The following is a 16892-nucleotide window of genomic DNA, read 5'->3' as shown; positions in this document are numbered from 1 at the left end:
GCCACCCCGCCGCCTTGCGGCCGCACTCGCGCCGACGGCAGCAACGGCCTGGCGATCTCCCACAGCCCCACCGGCACGATCCATCCCCACCGTCCACTCCCCATACTCGGCCAACGACCAACTGACCATGTAGGACACGGTGTAAGAGGTTGTCTCACGTGGCAAGTTTCGCGAGCTTCTTGTAGCAGGTCAGGGCGGCGGCCATGGCCAGGCCTCGGCTCTGCCAGTCGTTGCGGACCATGTACGGGATCTTGAGACCACGAGCAGCCCATGGCAGGCTCATGCCGCATGATCGATGAATTCGCGAAAGACAACCTGTACGGGAGACTGCGGCGGGACCGCAAGGTGCTGCTCTGGAAACTCGACGGCTTGTCCGAATACGACACCCGCCGACCTTTGACAGCGACCGGGACCAACCTCCTCGGCCTGGTCAAACACGTGGCCACCGTCGAGGCCAGGTACTTCGGCGAGGTCTTCGACCGCCCTTCCCCGGAACCGCTGCCCCGGTGGCAGGACTCCAACGGCAGCGATCTGTGGGCGACCGAGGACGAGACCCGCGATCAGATCATCGGGTTCTACCGGCGCACGTGGGAACACTCGGACGCGACGATCAACGAGCTTCCCCTCGACGCCCCCGGCCACGTGCCGTGGTGGCCGGAGCCTTATCCCAACACGAACCTGTTCGCCATCATGGTCCATGTCCTCGGCGAGTCCATCCGGCATGCCGGGCACGCCGATATCCTGCGCGAGGGCCTCGACGGCCGGACCGGGGTGCGCGCCGAAAACGAGAAGCAGATCGACGAGGAAGCCCGCGCAGCCTACTGCGCGAAGATCGAGCAGGCCGCCAGGTCGGCCGCACCAATCAAGGCTTAGAGGTTGTCTCACGTGACTTGATGTTCGTGCGGCATGCTGCCGGTCGTGGGTGCTGATCTATCGAAGCGCCTGGTTCCTGATGAACTCTGGGAGCTGGCCGCCCCGTTGCTGCCGTCGTTCGCTGCTCGTCCGCAAGGTGGTGGGACCGCTCCGCGTGACGAGCGGGCCGTGTTCACGGCAGTGGTGTACGCGCTGACCAGCGGCTGTGCCTGGCGGCATCTGCCGCCGACGTTCGGCACGTCGCCCGCCACCGCGCATCACCGCTTCACGGTATGGACCGAGGCCGGCCTGCGGCGTCGGCTGCACCGCGCGGTGCTGGACGAACTCGGGGCCCGCGACGAGGTGGACTGGACCTCGGCGATCGTCGACGCGGCCTCCGTTCGCGCCAAAAGGGGGGATCGCTGACCGGGCCGAACCCGGTCGATCGCGGCAAGAAGGGCAGCAAGCTGCACGTGCTGTCCGATGCCCAGGGCATCCCGCTCGCCGTCGCCGTGTCCGGCGCGAACATGCACGACAGCCTCGCCCTCAAACCGCTCATCCGCGGCATACCCGCCGTCCGGTCCCGCCGGGGACCACGGCGGCGCCGACCCGTCAAACTCCGCGCGGACAAGGCGTACTTCTCCGCCGAACACCTGGCCTGGCTGCGCGAGCGCGGGCTCGTCGCGCGCATCGCGCGGCCCGGCATCGAGTCCGGCGAACGCCTCGGTCGGCACCGCTGGAAGATCGAACGGTCGATCGCCTGGCTCTTCGGCTACCGCCGCCTCACCGTCCGATACGAACGAAAGGGCTCGCACTTCCTCGCCTTCCTCGGCCTGGCCGCCGCCCTGACCTGCTACAAGAAGCTCGCGAAACTTGCCACGTGAGACAACCTCTAATAGTTCAGAGAATCGGAATCGCTCATCACCTGGGCCGCGATCACCCTTATAGCCAGGCAGATCACCCGTCGAAGTTCCCGCAGGAGCGCATAGTCGACCTCCCCCGAGGTTCAACGCGACTGACCGTCAGCAGTTCCCGAGCGGCCAAGTTTTCAGCCATCGAACGGCGACAAGCTAACTGCCGTACCCGGAGTTCTCGAACTCACCGATCCTACGAATGAGCGGAGTAATCCCGCACCAAAACCGTAGGACAAGCTCATGCCCAGTTCTGCTCCGGCCAAAGCGGGCTATACCTGAGCCATACCGCCGTCGATGCAGAGTTCTGCACCTGTCATGAAACTGCTCTCGTCCGAGGCGAGAAACAGCGCACCATTGGCGATCTCCTCGGGAAGCCCGAGGCGGCCCATCGGGACAAGGGTACTCATGTGGGCTCGGAGAGCTACTGGATCTTGACCGAAGTACTCGGCCTGTCCGTCGATGATGAGCGTGTCGATCGGCCCCGGACTCAGCACGTTGACCCGAAGACCCCGGTCGCCGAACTCTGCCGCCCACGTGCGCGCGTAGGAACGCACGGCGGCCTTCGCCGCGCTGTAAGCCCCTGCCCCGGGATCCCCCTTGAATGCCGTGATCGAGCCCAGCAAAACGATCGAGCCGCCCGTTCGTAGAATCGGCAGCGCCTTCTGGACGGTGAACAGTGTGCCGCGGGCATTGAGGTCGAATGTGCGGTCGAAGTGTTCCTCGGTCACGTCCCCGAAGCTCATCCGCTCAATGCTTCCAGCGTTCGCGACGATCACATCGAGGTGCCCGCTCTCCTGACGGATAGCCTCGACCAAATTGTCGAGATCACCCGACACTGTAGCGTCCGCGGTGACCGCCGTGACATGTCCCTCAATGGAAGCCTTCGCGGCTTCGAGCGCCTCCTTCCGTCGCCCCGTGATGTAGACGTGGGCGCCTTCACTTCCGAATCTCTGGGCAATCGCCACACCAAGGCCCGCGCTCCCGCCAGTGACGAGGGCTACCTTATTCGCGAGACGCATGCTTTCTCCTTGAGTCGAGACTGTGAGCACCGGACACATTGCTTTGCCTCATCCTGCTTTTGACAGCTGGCGTCGCAGGACTTGCGTGCCTGCAGGACGCGCCTGCCGTCCCGCAGCTTTCCGGCCCTGGTGGCTGCGCTGGGCGTGCACCACGGTAGGACCGGCCCGGCATAGAGGCAAATAGTGGCAACGTATACTCTGCATTGACATCTCCTATGTCATGTCGAAGGTTGGATTCGAATGAACCTGCGCCAATACGAATACGCCCTGGCCGTCGCCGACGAGGGCTCCATGACAGCGGCAGCAGAACGTCTGCGGGTCACTCAGCCCTCTCTGTCGCAGCAGATCGGCACCTTGGAGAAGCACCTCGGGGTGCAGCTGTTCACCCGCACCCCGAGCGGGGTGACGGTGACGGTGGCAGGGCGGGCTTTCCTCGCAGAGGCGAAGATCGCGACGACCGCATCCCGGCGTGCCATCACGGCCGCACGCGCCGCCAACGGGGAACTGGCAGGCGAACTCATCATCGCTGTCCACATGGGCCTGGGAGCACGCCAGCTGCCCCAGGTATTGGGGCAACTGCGCAATCGCCACCCGAAGCTGCAGGTGACTCTCCACGAGGAGCCCGATCCCGCGGACATGGAACGACTGGTCCGCCAGGGAACCCTCGACATGGTCCTCGTGCACCACATCCCCGCCGGGTGCACCTTCGACATTCACCCTCTGGGCGAGGAAGCCTACGTCGCCGTCTTGCCGAAGGGGCACCCGCTTCTCTCGGACAGCGCCGCCCTGCGCCTGGAAGACCTGGCGTCAGAGGGGTGGATCCGGTTCCGGCGCGCCAGCCTGCTCGACGACTACCTCGCCCGCCTGCTCGCCAACGCGGGCCTCAGCCCGCACACGGTGGCCCGAGCGTCACAGATCTCCACTGCGGTGCGGCTCGTGGCGCAGGGCTTGGGCGTCACTGTGGTCCCGGCCTCGGCCATCCCCGAAGGCTTCGAAGAACTGGCCTGCCCGCTACTGCCCTCCCTGACCGAGCCCGTCCTCGTCGGCGTGCGGCGCAATCCGGGTTCGGCAGAGACGGCCATGCTCGACCATCTCAACCAGCAGAACTGGTGCGGTACAGGCCTCCTCTCTCAGCCCGCAACTGTTTGAGCGTTCACTTTCCACGTTGCACCAATATGGAACGACCTCGGGCCCCGAAGCCATTCACGATGCCGCCCTGTCTCCACCGCTCAGCCTTTTGACCTGCCGATACGGGGTTCAGAAACAGGCACTGAATGTCGATCGGGAGAGCCTGCGCGAGCTGGCCGATCAGGGCAACGAGACCGCTTTGGACCGGCTGGCCGACCTCGCCGAGGCAGCCGGCGACCTCGGCAAGCTGAGCGAGCTGTTGGACGAGGGGTCCATGCACGCCGGGTTCCTGCTCACCCGACGCGCGGCCGCGACCGGCGACCTGCGCGAACTGCAACGGATCGCCGACGCCGGATACGACGAAGCCGGGAACGAGCTGGACCGGCTGCTGAAGGCCCCGGCCGACGGGCATCGGGATCGAGGAGAACGCCGACGGCTGCGATTCGCTCCATCCGAAGTACAAGGGCGGCCATCCCAAGACGTTCACGCTGCCCGAGCGGCGCGAGATCAAGAAGATCGCGAAGTCCGAGCCTCCCGAGCACGACCTGCCGTTCTCCATCTGGAGCCTGACCAGGCTGGCGGACTTCCTGGTTGCCGAGGGGTGGTCGACGACATCAGCCACGAGGGCCTGCGCATCCTGCTCCGCGAGGAAGGCGTCTCGTTTCGACGCCTGAAGACCTGGAAGACCTCCCGCTATCCGCCGGCGTGGCGTGTTGGGCCGACAAGGGCTACCGCGGCGCCGGCGGCACCGTCCGCCTTCCCTTCTGGGAGCGTTGGGAGAAGCTGTCCGCCGGTCAACAGGCCGTCAAACGGCCCCATGCCAAGATCCGCGCGCTCGTCGAGCAGACCATGGCCGCCCTCAAGACTTGGCGACTCCTGCGCAAGCTACGATGCTCCACCACCCGGATCATGAGCATCGTCCAGGTCGTCCTCACCCCGCACCTGAACAGCTCAAACCGAGGCTGGAAGGAGCTCACTGGCCGGAGTTCGACCGGGGCGGGCACTTCGCCGCGATGGAGCAGCCGGAGCTGTACGTCGGCGACCTGCGGACCTTCGTGGGTTCACTGGACGGCTGGTAGCCGGTAGCGGAAGAGCGGACGCCGGCCGATGCCCAAAACGAGCAGCATCACCGGCGTCCGTGAGTTTCAAGCTCCCCCACAGCCAGCTGCCTTGCCGCTCTGCTCCTTGAGCTCCCACTGGGCTGCCGAGAGCACAGCGCCGGGCTGATCGACCCGCACCGCCGCCGAAGGCCACGGAGCACAGGCTCTGGATCAGGTCAGTCCGCTTGCACCCGCTCCCAAGTCAGGACCCCGGTGCGCTGTTTGCCGTGGATGCTCACAGCCGCCGGAAGGGCCAGCTGCAACGTACTCCCACCCAGGTGTGCCACCCTGAGCTGCGCGCCTCTCATCCAGTTCGGGAAAAGGCTCAAAATGACCTCATGCACGACAGTGCCGCCGTCCGGAATGCGGAAGCGGCCGGTGTGGGCCAGGTAGTTGCGGGCCGCGTCGGCCAGTTCCTCCTGGCGTCCGTACTCCTGCCTTTCCTCATCGAACGACGGCCGGCCCGGCTTGGCGATCTGGGCGGACATGCACCCGTCGGCGGAGTACATGATGATGCCCACGGGGTGTTCCCCATACGGACGCACCACCGCCCCGTCGTCCACGGCCGTGGCCTCGTAGGACACCAGGCGCCAGGTCCCGATGAGGGCGGAACGAAGTTCGGCAGGGGTCATGGGAGCGCGCCTACGCATCGTTTCACAACAGCTGGTCCATGGTGATGGGCAGGGAGCGAATACGGCGGCCCGTGGCATGGAAGACCGCGTTGGCAATGGCGGGCACGAGGCCGATCTCTCCGATGCCCTTGGTGCCGATCGGGTTGGCGCGGTCCCACGAGCCGACGAATTCGACCTGCATGTCGGGGATATCGGCGTTGACGGGAACGATGTAGTCGCCGAGGGTGGCGTTGGCGATGCGTCCGGAGCCGGTGTCACTGACCGTCTCCTCGAAAAGAGCCATCCCGATACCGCCGACCGTCCCGCCGATGATCTGACTGCGCGCGGTCTTCTCGTTGAGGATGCGACCGCCGTCGATGACAGAGAGGGCCCGGGCGACTCGAATGCGACCCAGGTCCGCGTCGACATGTACCTCGACGTATTTCGCCCCGAAGGCGCCGGCCGGCGCCATGCCCAGTTCCTGCGGCGTCAAAGGAACGCTCTCGCCGTCGGCAGTCAGCTCCGGCAGGCGGTGACGGGCCAGGATGTCCCGATACGACTCGGACTGGGACAGGTCGCCGCACCGTCGGATACCACCATCGCCGACCTCCACGTCGTCAATCGTGCATCCTCGCAGCGGGGAGTCGCTGTCGTCCCCAACGAGAACCACGAAGTCGCTGACGAGCCCTCGGCAGGCTTCGTGAACCGCGCTGCCGACCGCGCCTGTGAGCCCGGATCCGCCCGTCTGCGGAGCCAACGGCATGGTCGATTCTCCGAGCCCGAAGGTGATCTCCTCGGGGTCCAGCCCCAGCAGCTCCGCCGACAGCTGCACGAAGACGGTGTACGCGCCATTGCCGATTTCCGTTCCCGCACTGCAGACGTAGGCCGTGCCGTCGTGGCGGATAGTGACGCGCGCCCGGCAGCGGGCACGGAACCACGGATAGCCGACGGCCGCCAGACCGTAGCCGACGAGCATGTCGCCCTGGCGCATCGAGCGCGGTTCAGGCATGCGCCGCGGCCACCCGAAGAGCTCGGCACCGCGCTCCAGGCATTCCTTGTGCGCCCGGCTGGACCAGGGCAGCCCCGACGGGGGATGGACGGCGGCGTCGTTGCGCAAGCGCAGCTCCAGCGGGTCCAAGTCGAGCTTGTACGCCAGCTCGTCCATCGCGCATTCCAGGGCATAGTTGCCGGTCGCCGCTCCCGGGCCCCGCATCGAATCGGGACCGGGAGGTTCAGGCGGGCCTGTTCAGGCGGGCCTGGATGTCCCGGGTGGAGACGTTCGGGCAGGCACAGGAAGTGGCGGACACGGTTGCGGTGGGCTCGAAATTGTCGTCGTCGGCGGTTGCCGTGAGCGCCTCGTGGTGGATGGCCGTGAGTCTGCCGTCACGGGTCGCGCCGATCCGCACCCTCTGCCGTCCCTTGGGCCGGTGGCCGCACGCGGTGAACATCTGCGGCCTGGTGAGGACGAGTTTGACGGGGCGGCGGGTCACGCGGGCCGCCAGGGCTGTCAGGACGACGTGTTGCCAAACCCGGAGGCCGGCTCCGAAGCCACCGCCGACGTAGGGGGCCATGACGTGGACGGACTCTTCGGGAATGCCGAAGGCCGTTGCCAAGGATGTGGCTTCCAAGGAGGCCCATTGCGTCGAATTGTTGACCAGGAGGGTGTCGCCCTCCCAACGGGCGACCGTGGTGAGGGGCCCCATGGGGTTGTTGGTGTTGTCGACGGTGAGGTAGATCTCGTCCAGCACGACCTCGGCATCGGTCAGCGCACCGGCCGCGTCGCCCCACTCGGCGTCCCGCCCCCACGGGTTCGTGCGCCGCGCGGCGCGTGGATCGTCCAGTTCGAGGAGAGCCGGAGCCGTCGAGTAGCCGACGTGGACCAGGTCCGCCACCTCAGTGGCCCCCTCGAAGATCTCCGCCACGACCACCGCGACGATCTGGCCGTAGTGAAGGATCACGTCGTCCTGCAAAGGCGCGGGCGGGGAGACGCCCAGGGGTGTCATGGGCCCCCTCTTCACCTGCCCGGCGTTGAGGTGGGTGAGCACGAGCACCACCCCGGGGCCGTGCTCGGCGTCCGTGGTGTCGATCTCCGTGATCCGCCCGGAGCCGACTGTGCTGCGCACCAGCACCGCGTGAGCCATACCCGGGTATGCGAAGTCGCTGGGGTACGGCGCTCTGCCGGCCACCTTCAGCGGCCCGTCGACGCGGTTGATGCCGGTCCCGAGCAGCCGGGAACGTGAGGTCGTCGTCATGCGCTGACCCCCGTAATGGTCTGCAGCGAGCGCACGAGTGTGCGCTGGGCCAGTTCCACTTTGAAGGCGTTCTGCGGATGTGGCTCGGCTCCGGCAAGCGCGGCGCGGGCGGCGTTCGTGAACACCTCGATGCCGGCTCGGCTCCCGGTCAGTACCGCCTCCGCCTCCACGGCGCGCCACGGCACGGTGGCCACGCCGCCGAGGCCCACCCGAACCCAGCGGATGACGTCGTCGCCGAGCACCACGGCAGCCGCCGCAGAGGCAAGCGCGAACTCATAGCAGCTCGTGCCCAGAAATGACCAGGAGCTCGACGACCTTCCCCTGCCCGCCGCGAAGGCCATCGACGTGCAGGCGTTCGTGCCCGAGGACCGGCTTGACGCCATCCGCTACGGCAAGCCGTACTGCCTCCAAGGAGACGGCGCCGTCGCCACAAAGCCGCATGTGCTGCTACGGGAAGCTCTCAAGCGCAGCGACAAGATCGCCATCGCCGAATTCGCATGGCACAACCGCGAGCGGCTCGGCGCACTGCGAGTCGTCGGCGACGCCACCGTCCTCCAGCTCATGCACTGGGACGATGAGATCCGCAGCGCGGAAGGCATCGCTCCCAAGCGTGTCGAGATCTCCGAGCCGAGGTAGAGGAGGCCATGGCCCTCATGGACGCCATCGGGGGCACCGACATCTGCCAGTACCGGGATCAGTACCGGGAGGCCATGGAAGCCGTCATCGAAGCCAAAGCCGAGGGGCACGCGCCAGCCGAGATGGAGGCGCCGGCCGAGCCGAAAGGCAAGGTCGTCGACCTCATGTCCGCCCTCCAGGACAGCGTGCGGTCCGCGAAGCAGGCCTGCGGCGGGGAAGGCGGCGAAGGCCAGGCGCGGGAGATGCGGCTCAAGAAGAAGGCCCCCGCCAAGATGGCTCCGGCGAAGAAGCGGCCCGCGTCCTGAACCCGTCCTGCGTCACCCGCCGAAACATGGGCATACGAGGGTGGACCTGAGGGGGGACTTCCCGAAGGAGCACCGCCGTGATCAAGAAGCTGCACGACATCGGCCTGCGCTCGGAGCACGCCTACATCGCCGCCGTCGCCTCCATCGGCCTGTCAGTCTTCACATGGGCCACTTCCCTCCGCATCGAACCCGGTAAGGGCCTCGACCGGGCAGACCGGTGGGGCATCTTCGTCGGCGAGTGGGCACCCACCTTCTTCTGCCTCGGCCTCGCCCTGTCCCACTACGAGCAGGAAGAAGGCTCGCTGATGGGCAAGGCGCACACCGACGGGGAGCGGCAGCGGCAGCGGGCAGGCGCCCCTTAGACCAGGACATCGTGCGTTCGATGGTCCACCGGTGTCGGCCCAGCCGCTTGGAGGACTCGATTCCTTTGCGGGCGATGCGGTGCCGGATGCCGCGCTGTCGTAGCCATCGGCGCAGGTGGTCATAGTCCTAACCCTTGTCGCCGTGGAACTTGGCCGACCTTCGGCGGCGTGGTCCGCGGCGGCAACGGATGGGCGGGATCCCGCGTACGAGCGGCTCAAGGGCCCGGCTGCCGTGAAAGTTCGCGCCGGGTATACCGATCGAGAGCGGCAGTCCGGTCCGCTCGGTGATCAAGTGGATCTTCGAGCCCTTCTTGCCCCGATCCACAGGATTCGGACCCGTCAGATCCCCCCTTTGAGGGCCCTCACGTTCACTGAGTCGATCGCACACCTCGACCAGTCCAGCTCACCACGCGAGCCGAGCTCGTCCAGCACCAGGCGGTGCAGCTTCGCCCACGCCCGCACCCGGGACCACTCCATGAACCCGCGGTGAGCGGTGGCACCGGACGGACCGAAAACCGGCGGGATCGGCGTCCGTATCGCCCGCAAAGGAATCGACTCAAGCGAGCGACCGGGCCGCCGAAGGCGGGTGATCGAGCGAACGATCTCCTGGCTGACCGGCAACCACCGCCTGTCACCTCGCTACGAGCGCCATCCCCGCAACTACCTGGCCTTCCTCGGCCTCGCCGCCGCTCTCCGCCGCTACAGACGCCTCCTCAAACCGACGACCATGTAGGACACGGTGTAAAGCCTGTTGCAGTAGGCCGTGAGACTGGGCATTTCCCATGAGTGGGGTGTTGAGGGCTGAGCCGTTGTCGGTGGAGACGACACTTCGGCATCTCGCCCGCCACCATGTGCCGGGTTATCCAACACCTGGCTCGGCTGCTGTCCCTCGAACCGGCATCTCCGCCGGGTCAACGTCCTGTGGGCGCTGTTGGGCGATGAACGGCCCCCTTGGGCCGCGGACGTTGGTCACAGACCGTGCACGGTCCGAAAGAACTGATCGATCTCCCGGCGGCCGGGAGCCGGTTGAGCCAGGATATCGGAGCCGGGGGCCCGCAGCCCGTCGAGGAGTACGCCGATGTAGCGTTCGGCCGGGTCGGCCGTCCGGGTGCCGTCATCCGCGTCGGGCAGGCGCGGTGGGATCAGGTTGAGCATCAGAACGACATCGAAGGCGTTCACGTCGTCGCGCATGACTCCCGCCCGCTGCGTCCGGGCCACCAGATCCTGCAGAGCGGTGCGGAGCTCTGTGCGGATACCGGCAAGCTCGGGTCCCGGCTCTGTGGCGCGTCCCCGGGAGACCGGGAAGAGCTGGCCGCTGCGCAGTCGCATCATGTGGCGTACCACCCGGGTGAAGACGGTCCAAGAACCCGGCTCCTCGGCCAGTGCGCGCCGCACCTGGGCCAGGCTCTCCCGCATCACCTTGATCGCGATGCGTTTCACCAGGACCGTCTTGTTCGGGAAATGCCGGTAGATGGTGCCCATGCCGAGGCCCGAGCGCCGGGCGACCTCGGCGATGGACGCCTGGTAGCCGAGGTCGGCGAAGACGTCCTGGGCTACCAGGATGATCTGTTCGACGTTCTGGCGCGCGTCGGCGCGAAGCGGACGGTCGCCGGGGGCGTGGTGGGGCTCATCTATCTCCGATGTTACCCTCCCATCAAGTAACCGGAAATTGAATTTCCGGTTAGCGCACCCGAGGAGGCCCCGCATGAACCTGTCGGCAGACCCCCATGCCGATTTCCCCACCGCCTTTCGTGGCCTGGCGCTGAGGCCCGGCGACGGCGACCTGTACGACACGGCGCGTGCGCTGTATCAGGGCCGCGCCGCCGACTACGGAGCCGCTCTGATCGCGCGGTGCGCCGACGAGGACGACGTCGCGACCGTCCTGCGCTACGCCTCCGCCCGCGGCATTCCCGTGGCCGTGCGCGGCGGCGGTCACGGCTCGGACGGTCACGCGATGCCCGGCGGCGCGCTGGTCGTCGACCTCTCGGCCATGAAGGCGATCACCGTCGATCCCGAGACCCGGGTGGTGCGGGCCCAACCGGGCGTCCTGCTCGGCGAGTTGGACGCCGCCGCCCAGCGGCACGGCCTCGCCGTACCCGCCGGCACCGTCAGCACCACCGGCGTGGCCGGGCTGACCCTGGGCGGCGGCATCGGCCACCTGATGCGCCGCTACGGCGCCACTGTCGACAATCTGCTGGCCTGCGAGATGGTCACCGTCGACGGCCGTAAGGTCCGCGCCGACGAAGCCGAGAACCCCGAGCTGTTCTGGGCGCTGCGCGGCGGGGGCGGCAACTTCGGCGCCGTCACCGCGTTCGAGTACCGCGCACACCCGGTCGGCCCCGACGTCGTGGCCGGACAGCTGATCTTCCCGTTCGACCAGGCGGCCGACGTCCTCGGCAAGCTCACGGCACACATGGCCACGGCCCCGCGAGAGCTGGGCCTGCTGGCCGCGATCGCCCCCGCACCCGCACTGCCGATGCTCCCCGCGGAGGCACACGGCAAGCCGGTCCTGGTCCTCGTCCCGGTCCACAGCGGGGATCCGGCAACGGCCGATGAGGTCAGCGAGCCGCTCGCCGCGCTCGGCCGACCGGTGGCCAACCTCGTCACGAAGATGCCGTGGTTGCAGGCGAACACCATGCTCGACGCCGTGGCCCCGTACGGCAAGCGCATGAATCTGCGCGGCGGCTACCTGCCAGAACTGTCCTCCGACGTCATCGGCATCCTCTTGGCGAACATCGCCGCCGCACCGTCGAACCCCGGAGCCGCCGCCAACGTCAACCTCTGGTGCATGGGCGGGGCGATCTCCGACGACGTCGCCGAGGACGCCATGGCCTTCTCCCGCGAAGGTGCCGCCTGGCTGTGGGAGGCCGTCAGCATGTGGGACACGCCGGAACACGACCCGGAGCACGAGCAGTGGGCGACGGCTGTCAACGCGGCCGTGCGGCCCCATTCCCTACCCAACGGCTACACCAACCTCACCGAGGACCTGGGCGCGGACTGGCGACGTGGCGTGCATGGCAGCGAGGCCAAGCACCAGCGGCTGCGCGCGGTCAAGGCTGCCTGGGACCCGCACAACCTGCTCCGCTTCAACAAGAACATCACCCCGGCGAGCGCCGAATGAGGAGGGAAGCATCGAGGGACACGTACGACACGGATGTCCTGATCGTGGGCGCCGGACCCACCGGACTCACCCTCGCCTGCGACCTGGCGCGGCGTGGTGTCGGCTGCCGGATCGTGGAGCGCGGCGGACGGGGATTCCCGGGCACCCGCGGCGCGGGCATCCAGCCGCGCACCAGGGAGATCTTCGAGGACCTCGGTGTCCTCGAAGCCGTACACGCCGCCGGCGGCACCTACCCGCTGATCATGCGCTGGGACGGCAACACGCGACTCGGCACCTTCGACATGCTGGAACGCCACGACCCGACGCCGGACCGGCCGTACGGGGAGATGTGGATGCTGCCCCAATGGCGCACGGTGGAGATCCTCACCACGCGCCTTGAACAACTCGGCGGCCGGGTCGAGTTCGGCAGCGAACTGACCACCCTCACCCAGGACACGGACGCGGTCACCGCCACGGTACGACGCCCCGGCGGAGCGGAGGACCTGATCCGGGCCCGCTACCTCGTGGCCGCCGACGGCGGACGCTCCACCGTGCGCAAGTCCCTCGACGTGGGCTTCGACGGCGCCATGCTCGACTCCCCGCCGATGCTCATCGGCGACGCAATGATCGACGGCCTCAGCCGCGACCACTGGAACGTCTGGCCGACGGCCCCGGGCGGCATGGTGTCCCTGAGCCCGATCAAAGGAGCCGAGACCTTCTACTTCCTGTTGCTCTTCACCGCCCCCGACGCGCAGCCGGACGCCGACCGCGACGCCCGCCCCGACGCGCTGCAACACCTTCTCCAGCACCGCACAGGACACGACCTGACGATCCGCGAGATCCGCTGGTCCTCTGTCCTGCGCCCCCGGGCCGCGATGGCCGACCGCTTCCGCGTCAGCCGTGTCTTCCTCGCGGGAGACGCGGCGCACACCCACTCACCCACCGGCGGACAGGGCCTGAACACCAGCGTGCAGGACGCCTACAACCTCGGCTGGAAACTCGGGGCGGTCCTGCTCCACGGCGCCCCGCCGACCCTGCTGGACAGCTACCAGGCCGAACGCCGGAAGGTCGCCGCCGATCTGCTCGAGCGGACCACCCGGATCCTGGGCGAGGACCGGAAGGACACCGATACGGGCTTCTCCCAGCGAGGAAGCGACACCCACCAACTCGATCTGCACTACCGCGACAGCCCCTTGGCCGAGGAGCGGCGGGAGGCTCTGGCCGACGACGCCCTGCAAGCGGGCGACCGGGCGCCAGACGCCCCCTGCACGGACCGGGCAGGCTCCCCCATACGCCTCTTCGACGTCTTCCGCGGCCCGCACTTCACCGTGCTGGCCTTCGGCGACAGCCCCATGCCACAACTCCCCGAGGGAGCCGAAGGCACGGTCCACGCCTACCGGGTGAGCGATGCCACGGCGCATATCCGAACCGCCGACATCATCGACACCGCAGGACACGCGCACAGGGCGTACGCCGACACGGGGCTGTTCCTCGTCCGGCCCGACGGATACATCGCGCTGGCCACCCACGATCCGGCCGAGGTGACCGCGTACCTGTCGTGGCGGCATGCCGGCGTCTTCACCACCCCCGGACCGTCCGCCGGGCGCCGAACAGACGCCGCGAGGCGGCGTGAAGGCCCCGCTGCCCCCTGAACCGGCCACTTGCCCCTGCGTGTCCCCTGGACCTTGGTTTGAACGAGTGAGCGGGAGTCACCGCGTCGGCGCGGCGACTCCCGTTCTCGCACCTCCGCAGGTCAGAAGGTTTCTACCGCGTGGCGCGTGGTGAGGCGCGTGGGACTCGACCCTCGCCCGGTAGCCCATCTCACCTGAGGCGTTGCCGGAGAAGAGCACACCGGCGTCCCCCTGACCGATGCACCCCCGTCGTCACCCACCGAGTGGCAGCGCACACCGCGGACACGGGAGGCCGAGGTGCGAAGGTCGCTCAATGGCTCACCGCACGCGCGTGTACATGTCCACCCCGTTCACGAACGTCGACGTTGCCCGGCGGCGCAGTACGAGGACGTCCAGGTGCGCCGCCGTCTCATTGATGGCGAGCATCTGGTTGAAAGCGCTGAGCTCGTCGAGGGACACCTCCCGGCGCGTCCAGCTCAGCTTGCGTGCGACGGCATGGGCGTCCAGAGTGCTCTCTCCCAGGGCCGACAGGCTCTTGCCCAGCCGGTCGTCGTGGTGTGCGAGAAGCTCGGCGACCCGGTCGTGCGCACTGGGGGCCACCGGTCCGTGCGCGGGGAGCAGCCGTGTGTCGGCGTAACGGGTCATGAGCCGCAACGAGTCCATGTAGTCGGCGAGCGGCAGTCCGCCGAGGTCGGCCAGTTCGAAGCCGATGGACGGGGTGATGTGGGGCAGGACATGGTCACCGGAGAACAGCAGCCCCCGCTGCTCGTCCAGGTAGACCACGTGTCCCCTGGTGTGTCCGGGAGTCGGGAGGACTTGCAGCTCGCTGTCGCCGAAGCGGAGGGTCTCTGCGCCGAGCCAGCGGTCGGGGGGTTCCCACACACTCGGGTCGTATCCGCTGTGGTCCATCGCCTTGATGTGGTCGGCCAGTTCGCCGGCGCCTGCGCGCCGCAATGTCTCGAGCGCGGTTGCCGGTTCGCCGCTGCGCCGCCGGTCCATCATTTCCAGCCCGGGGCGCTCCCCCGCACCCAGGTAGATACGCGAGCCGAGCAGTCGGCGCAGTTCCACCGCCTGCGTGTAGTGGTCGCGGTGGATATGGGTGACCAGGATGTGGCTGATGTCGCCGAGGTCGCGGCCGATGGCGGTCATCGCCTCCTCAAGCGTCTTGCGGGCCTCGGGGATCGCCCAGCCCCCGTCGATCATGACGAGGCCACCGTCGTCGGCCAGGTCCTCCAGTAGATAGACGTTGACGGCGTGCAGATGGTCGTTGGGCAGTGGCAGGGGAACGCGGTGTACCCCGGGCTGTATGGTCTGGACTCCTGCTTCGGCCCATAGGCCCTGGTCGAACCGCGTCGTCATGACTCTCCCTTGCTGAGGTAGCGCTGTAATCACGCCTGCGCAGGCTTGCCAGCCCTGCGCATGAGACTGGATGGCGGTCCAGTCAGCCACGAGACGCACGAGGCGCAGCCCGCCGCCGGCTTCATGCTGGCGAGGGATGCGCGCAGACGCCTCGACAGAGCCCTTTTCAGGTGGCGGCCGCGTTGTGGTCCGGTGGCTTGTCAGCGGCTGCGCCGACTAATCGAGAATTTGATTTGAGTTCAATTCAATATACCTCGGCCAAATGCTCGTGCCAAGAGCCGGTCGCCGACCGCATGCGGGATCGCCACCCGGAGCGGCCGAGGGCAGGACAAAGCCCCCTGGCAGACGCTCGTACGCCCGCCAGGGGGCCAGGAAGCCTATGGGAGAGACGCGGGCCGTCAGGTGGCGACCATACGCACGCAGGCCTCCTCGATCAGTTCGCTGACCTCCGACAGCGACGTCGTCCCCGACGGCCGGTACCACCGCCACACACTGACGATGAGGCCGAGCACGCTCGAGGCGAGCAGCTGCGCGTCCCGCAGCGGAAACGCCCCCTGGGACATGCCCCGCACGAGAAGGTTCACCCAGTCCCGCTCGACCAGCTGGACCAGATGGCGTGCCGCCACGCGCTCCGTCTCCTCGCGCTTGGACTTGCGTGTACCGGAGAGCAGCTCGATGTGGTTCTGCAGGATGCGCATCTGCAGGACCTCGAAGTCGGATACGTCGCACGCCGTATGGACCGCGGCCCGCAGCGCCTCGACCGGGTCGGCAACGTCTTCGGTCGCCTCGGTGAACTTGTCGTGGGAGCGCTCGAGCTCCAGCCGCATGATGGTGAGCAGGCAGTGGGTCTTGGATTCGAAGTAGTGGTACAGGGCGGTCTGGCCGATGCCGACCCGCTCCGCCACGGTGGACCACTTGGTGGCCTCGAAACCGGTCTCGCCGAAGCAGTCGACGGCAGCCGTGAGGATCGCCGCACGCTTGGACCTCGGGCCCGCTTCCGGTTCAACGATCCTTGTCATGGACCCTCCCTCGTGCTGTCACTCGCTTGTCGGTACCCGGGGGTAAACCCAAGCTGAACTCGGTTGCCGATCGAGTTGATCACAGGCGTTCCACGACTGTCGCGTTCGCCATGCCGCCGCCTTCGCACATGGTCTGCAGACCGTAGCGCCCGCCGGTCCTGTGCAGCTGGTGGACGAGCGTGGTCATCAGCCGGGCGCCGGTGGCGCCGAGCGGATGCCCGAGCGCGATGGCGCCGCCGAAGGCGTTGACCCGCTCCGGGTCGGCGCCGATCTCCTTCTGCCAGGCCAGGACGACGGAGGCGAACGCCTCGTTGATCTCCACCAGATCGATGTCGCCGATCGACAGCCCAGCCTTGCCCAGGACTTTCTCGGTGGCGGGGATGGGACCGGTCAGCATGTGGATCGGATCGGAGCGGACGACGGCCATGGTGTGCACCCGGGCCAGCGGGGTCAGGCCGTGGCGGCTCACCGCGTCCCCGGAGGCGATCAGCAGGGCGGCGGCTCCGTCGGAGATCTGGCTGGAGACGGCGGCGGTCAGCCGGCCGTCCTCGGTGAGGGTCTTCAGCCCGGCCATCTTCTCCAGCGTGGTGTCGGCGCGCGGCCC

General features: G+C 67.9%; 17 protein-coding genes and 6 pseudogenes. 11 read left to right on the top strand and 12 right to left on the bottom strand.

Going from position 1 to position 16892, the window contains the following annotated elements:
• Both J5X86_RS51775 and J5X86_RS52345 read right to left on the bottom strand, forming a co-directional pair.
• Positions 1-104, bottom strand: a pseudogene (locus J5X86_RS51775) (IS5/IS1182 family transposase); the annotation flags it as partial.
• 50 nt (positions 105-154) lie between these two features.
• Positions 155-283 (bottom strand): hypothetical protein, encoded by a 129-nt coding sequence (locus J5X86_RS52345; RefSeq protein ID WP_279595812.1) that lies wholly within the window; start codon positions 281-283, stop codon positions 155-157.
• A 5-nt stretch (positions 284-288) separates the two neighbouring features.
• Here J5X86_RS52345 and J5X86_RS49200 point away from each other — a divergent pair, with 5 nt between their 5' ends.
• Together J5X86_RS49200 and J5X86_RS49195 are read left to right on the top strand one after the other, a co-directional pair.
• Positions 289-873: a DinB family protein gene (locus J5X86_RS49200; protein WP_208523092.1), complete on the top strand. Its 585-nt coding sequence runs from the start codon at positions 289-291 to the stop codon at positions 871-873.
• A 33-nt stretch (positions 874-906) separates the two neighbouring features.
• Positions 907-1736 (top strand): IS5 family transposase gene (locus tag J5X86_RS49195; protein ID WP_374229505.1). Its coding sequence is split into 2 segments (ribosomal slippage): positions 907-1261 and positions 1261-1736, totalling 831 coding nucleotides; the frame shifts between segments, so codons are not numbered across the junction.
• Positions 1737-2035: 299 nt separating this feature from the next.
• Here the strand turns inward: J5X86_RS49195 and J5X86_RS49190 are convergent.
• Positions 2036-2785, bottom strand: a complete 750-nt coding sequence (locus tag J5X86_RS49190) for an SDR family NAD(P)-dependent oxidoreductase (RefSeq protein ID WP_208523090.1) — start codon at positions 2783-2785, stop codon at positions 2036-2038.
• 240 nt (positions 2786-3025) lie between these two features.
• Here J5X86_RS49190 and J5X86_RS49185 point away from each other — a divergent pair, with 240 nt between their 5' ends.
• From J5X86_RS49185 to J5X86_RS49175, 3 genes and pseudogenes are all read left to right on the top strand, one after another.
• Positions 3026-3934, top strand: coding sequence for a LysR family transcriptional regulator (locus tag J5X86_RS49185; RefSeq protein WP_208523089.1), 909 nt, complete (start codon positions 3026-3028; stop codon positions 3932-3934).
• A 404-nt stretch (positions 3935-4338) separates the two neighbouring features.
• Positions 4339-4613 (top strand): annotated as a pseudogene (locus J5X86_RS52750) (helix-turn-helix domain-containing protein); the annotation flags it as partial.
• A pseudogene (locus tag J5X86_RS49175) lies at positions 4613-4870 on the top strand (transposase family protein); the annotation flags it as partial. The pseudogenes J5X86_RS52750 and J5X86_RS49175, both read left to right, overlap by 1 nt.
• 319 nt (positions 4871-5189) lie before the next feature.
• Here the strand turns inward: J5X86_RS49175 and J5X86_RS49170 are convergent.
• The 4 genes from J5X86_RS49170 to J5X86_RS49160 are packed head-to-tail and all read right to left on the bottom strand — an operon-like array spanning position 5190 to position 8217.
• On the bottom strand, positions 5190-5645 hold the full coding sequence (locus J5X86_RS49170; RefSeq protein WP_208523087.1) for a lipocalin-like domain-containing protein: 456 nt from the start codon (positions 5643-5645) through the stop codon (positions 5190-5192).
• Between the two features lie 22 nt (positions 5646-5667).
• Positions 5668-6837, bottom strand: a complete 1170-nt coding sequence (locus J5X86_RS52340) for a molybdopterin cofactor-binding domain-containing protein (protein ID WP_308124988.1) — start codon at positions 6835-6837, stop codon at positions 5668-5670.
• A gap of 19 nt (positions 6838-6856) precedes the next feature.
• A complete protein-coding gene (locus J5X86_RS52335; protein WP_279595810.1) occupies positions 6857-7876 on the bottom strand; it encodes a xanthine dehydrogenase family protein molybdopterin-binding subunit in 1020 nt (339 codons plus the stop codon).
• Positions 7873-8217 (bottom strand): hypothetical protein, encoded by a 345-nt coding sequence (locus J5X86_RS49160; protein WP_243983316.1) that lies wholly within the window; start codon positions 8215-8217, stop codon positions 7873-7875. The genes J5X86_RS52335 and J5X86_RS49160 overlap by 4 nt, the downstream gene beginning before the upstream one ends.
• Between J5X86_RS49160 and J5X86_RS51770 the strand changes: the two genes are divergently transcribed.
• From J5X86_RS51770 to J5X86_RS49150, 3 genes are all read left to right on the top strand, one after another.
• A complete protein-coding gene (locus J5X86_RS51770; RefSeq protein ID WP_308124986.1) occupies positions 8162-8512 on the top strand; it encodes a Ku protein in 351 nt (116 codons plus the stop codon). The two genes, J5X86_RS49160 and J5X86_RS51770, sit on opposite strands and share 56 nt — an antisense overlap.
• Positions 8513-8520: 8 nt before the next feature.
• Positions 8521-8817: a hypothetical protein gene (locus tag J5X86_RS51765; RefSeq protein ID WP_243983315.1), complete on the top strand. Its 297-nt coding sequence runs from the start codon at positions 8521-8523 to the stop codon at positions 8815-8817.
• Between the two features lie 77 nt (positions 8818-8894).
• Positions 8895-9179: a hypothetical protein gene (locus J5X86_RS49150; protein ID WP_208523085.1), complete on the top strand. Its 285-nt coding sequence runs from the start codon at positions 8895-8897 to the stop codon at positions 9177-9179.
• On the opposite strand, the pseudogene J5X86_RS49145 reads toward J5X86_RS49150, so the two are convergent.
• Positions 9172-9704, bottom strand: a pseudogene (locus J5X86_RS49145) (IS5 family transposase); the annotation flags it as partial. The gene J5X86_RS49150 and the pseudogene J5X86_RS49145 sit on opposite strands and share 8 nt — an antisense overlap.
• Between J5X86_RS49145 and J5X86_RS49140 the strand changes: the two are divergent.
• Positions 9703-9912, top strand: a pseudogene (locus tag J5X86_RS49140) (IS5/IS1182 family transposase); the annotation flags it as partial. The pseudogenes J5X86_RS49145 and J5X86_RS49140 sit on opposite strands and share 2 nt — an antisense overlap.
• Positions 9913-10148: 236 nt before the next feature.
• Here J5X86_RS49140 and J5X86_RS49135 read toward each other — a convergent pair.
• On the bottom strand, positions 10149-10886 hold the full coding sequence (locus tag J5X86_RS49135; RefSeq protein ID WP_208523084.1) for a TetR/AcrR family transcriptional regulator: 738 nt from the start codon (positions 10884-10886) through the stop codon (positions 10149-10151).
• On the opposite strand from J5X86_RS49135, the gene J5X86_RS49130 reads away from it, so the two are divergent.
• Entirely contained in the window at positions 10885-12300 is a 1416-nt protein-coding gene (locus J5X86_RS49130; protein WP_208523083.1) for an FAD-binding oxidoreductase, read from the top strand. The genes J5X86_RS49135 and J5X86_RS49130 overlap by 2 nt on opposite strands.
• On the top strand, positions 12297-13931 hold the full coding sequence (locus J5X86_RS49125) for an FAD-dependent monooxygenase (RefSeq protein WP_208523082.1): 1635 nt from the start codon (positions 12297-12299) through the stop codon (positions 13929-13931). Before J5X86_RS49130 ends, J5X86_RS49125 begins: the two co-directional genes overlap by 4 nt.
• A gap of 297 nt (positions 13932-14228) precedes the next feature.
• Here the strand turns inward: J5X86_RS49125 and J5X86_RS49120 are convergent, their stop codons facing one another.
• The 3 genes and pseudogenes from J5X86_RS49120 to J5X86_RS49110 all read right to left on the bottom strand — a co-directional run.
• A complete protein-coding gene (locus tag J5X86_RS49120) occupies positions 14229-15269 on the bottom strand; it encodes an MBL fold metallo-hydrolase (RefSeq protein WP_208523081.1) in 1041 nt (346 codons plus the stop codon).
• A gap of 398 nt (positions 15270-15667) precedes the next feature.
• The gene (locus tag J5X86_RS49115; RefSeq protein ID WP_208523080.1) at positions 15668-16288 is read right to left on the bottom strand and encodes a TetR/AcrR family transcriptional regulator; all 621 of its coding nucleotides are present in this window, start codon (positions 16286-16288) and stop codon (positions 15668-15670) included.
• Between the two features lie 79 nt (positions 16289-16367).
• A pseudogene (locus tag J5X86_RS49110) lies at positions 16368-16892 on the bottom strand (acetyl-CoA C-acetyltransferase); the annotation flags it as partial.

Origin of the sequence: Streptomyces sp. NEAU-YJ-81 (genome assembly GCF_017592595.1) — a bacterium.
Taxonomy (GTDB): Bacteria; Actinomycetota; Actinomycetes; order Streptomycetales; family Streptomycetaceae; genus Streptomyces; species Streptomyces hygroscopicus_B.
Note: the sequence above shows the minus strand (reverse complement) of the source record. Positions and strands in the feature narration are given on the sequence as shown.